The following is a 2051-nucleotide window of genomic DNA, read 5'->3' as shown; positions in this document are numbered from 1 at the left end:
AAAGACTGGCATACGTACTATGTAAGTGATAGTAGTGTGCTTGTGCATAATAAATGTGCACTAAAAGGTTCGCAAAATCCGAAAGTAAGAGCATCTATAAATAAAGGTAAGGCCATGCATAAAAGCTTTATGAAAGAAGTGAGATTACCATCTGGGAAAAGAATGGACGGATATGATGAAGTAGAAAAAATTATATATGAATTAAAACCTCATAATAAGAGAGCAATTAAAAAAGGGCTAAAGCAATTAGATGGATATATTGAGGAAGCCAATAAAGTAAAGGGGTCAGGGCACAGAGGAGTACTAGTAACGTATTTTTAACATGTTTGTGGTAAAGGAGGTATGGATATGAACGATTATTTACTAGATGTTAAAGGGTGGTTTGAAATGGAAATACCTGAAGGTTGGTGTGTTGAACAGGAGGAAAATATAATTAATATATTTTTAACCACAAATCCTCAAGGTGTTTTACAAATCTCTTTTCATACAATAGATGAGAAGGTAAAAATGAGAGAATATGTGATAGTGCAACTTAAAAAGTTCATAGAAAATTATAATATTATTTGTGGAATGGAAAACCCTAAGGTAATGGAAAAATATCATTATACTTATGCGAATGCTTCAGGTTTTTGCGAAGAAGATTACATTGAAATATGGACAGTTGGATATGATACTAAATTTTTATTAATAACTTATATTAGTCCTGACAAAACTGATGAATTGATATGTATAAATAATATTGTTAGTAGTATTAGAATAAATACTGATAATTAAGTTTAGTATTTAATTATAAAGATGTTATTTGCTATAAATACTTTGCTGGTAGGATGGGTATAAATATGGATGAGATTAGAATGCAAGATTATTTAAAACAATTGATAAAAGAGAATATATCACCCATTATGAAGGCTGCAGGTTTCAAAAAATCTTCTAATAATTTTTATAAGGACTTAGGAGATATAGGGTGGTGCTTTGGGGTACAATCAAGTAGTTGGAATACTATAGATGATGTAGAGTTCACGTTTAATACGGCTATTTTTGTTCCTGCACTATATAAAATATTAATTGAGGAAAAAATACCCATGTTTCCAAAAGAATATCAGGGTATTTATAGAAGAAGTATTTCAAAATTGCTTAACGAAGATGAAAAGTGGTATAGATTAAGGACAATCTCTGAGTATAACGGACTTAAATCTATAGTTGAAATGCATATTCAAGAATTCATATTACCGAGATTGAAAGAAATTACCGATATAAATGCATTACTTGAAGGAATAACACAATCAAAATATGATGAAAATCCTATATGCATTGCTATACTACAAAAAATGATAGGTAAACAAATTGAATCAGAGAAAATACTTAAACAACTATATTTACAAAATGAATCTTTGAAATATAGAGATTTTGTTTTAGAAATTTCCTCAAAGATAAATATAGAAATTTTATAATAGTTATAGACTTAAATGGCAGCCATAAGACATATGATATATGACTTGTTTGCGCAATAAATAATAACAGAGGGACATATAAGGATTGTTTGTTCTTAGTGTATTATATACAGGTGTCAGGATCTTAAGTATTAAGTTATTAGATTTTCGCAAAACGGTAGTAGCAACTATATAACTTATTTGTGAAACACGTTGGAATGAACAATGATAGTTAATATGAAAGGGGATATTAGTTTTAATATCCTCTTTCAACTTTATTATGTGATATAGGAAGCAGGCTTTTAAGCTTTATTTAAACTCACGTTATTATAATCCAGATTTAGGAAGGTTTATTAACTCTGACTCAATAACAGGTGTAGCAGGTGAACTTCTTTCACATAATGCATTTGCTTATTGTATGAATAATGTTGTAAATATGGATGACCCAAGTGGATATCTATCAAGATGGGCTAAGGTTGCTATAGGTGCTGGAGTTATAGCAGGTTTTGGTATTTTAACTATTGCAACAGCAGGCTCAGGTACTGCACTTGCATGTTTTGCTGTAAGAGCCTTTAAAGGAGCAGCTTTAGGTGCGGCTAGTGGAGCATTGTCGGGAGTATT

The 2051-nt window shown here is 30.5% G+C and carries 3 protein-coding genes and 1 pseudogene; all 4 read left to right on the top strand.

Annotation, left to right across the window (positions count from 1 at the left end):
* Positions 1 to 321, top strand: a pseudogene (locus tag Q428_RS15795) (hypothetical protein); the annotation flags it as partial.
* A 27-nt stretch (positions 322 to 348) separates the two neighbouring features.
* Positions 349 to 774: a hypothetical protein gene (locus Q428_RS13815; protein WP_035381930.1), complete on the top strand. Its 426-nt coding sequence runs from the start codon at positions 349 to 351 to the stop codon at positions 772 to 774.
* A gap of 65 nt (positions 775 to 839) precedes the next feature.
* On the top strand, positions 840 to 1451 hold the full coding sequence (locus tag Q428_RS13810) for a DUF4304 domain-containing protein (protein ID WP_035381928.1): 612 nt from the start codon (positions 840 to 842) through the stop codon (positions 1449 to 1451).
* Between the two features lie 397 nt (positions 1452 to 1848).
* A partial coding sequence (locus Q428_RS13805) for a hypothetical protein (protein WP_035381926.1) occupies positions 1849 to 2051 on the top strand: 203 nt, incomplete at its 3' end.

The organism is Fervidicella metallireducens AeB (assembly GCF_000601455.1).
Lineage (GTDB): Bacteria > Bacillota > Clostridia > Clostridiales > Caloramatoraceae > Fervidicella > Fervidicella metallireducens.
The sequence above is the reverse complement of the archived record's forward strand: the minus strand, read 5'-3'. Positions and strand labels throughout refer to the sequence as shown.

Excerpts from the sequence above, each read along its gene's own strand:
- Q428_RS13810 (WP_035381928.1), top strand. The coding sequence starts at position 840 with ATGGATGAGATTAGAATGCAAGATTATTTAAAACAATTGATAAAAGAG.
- Q428_RS13815 (WP_035381930.1), top strand. The coding sequence starts at position 349 with ATGAACGATTATTTACTAGATGTTAAAGGGTGGTTTGAAATGGAAATA.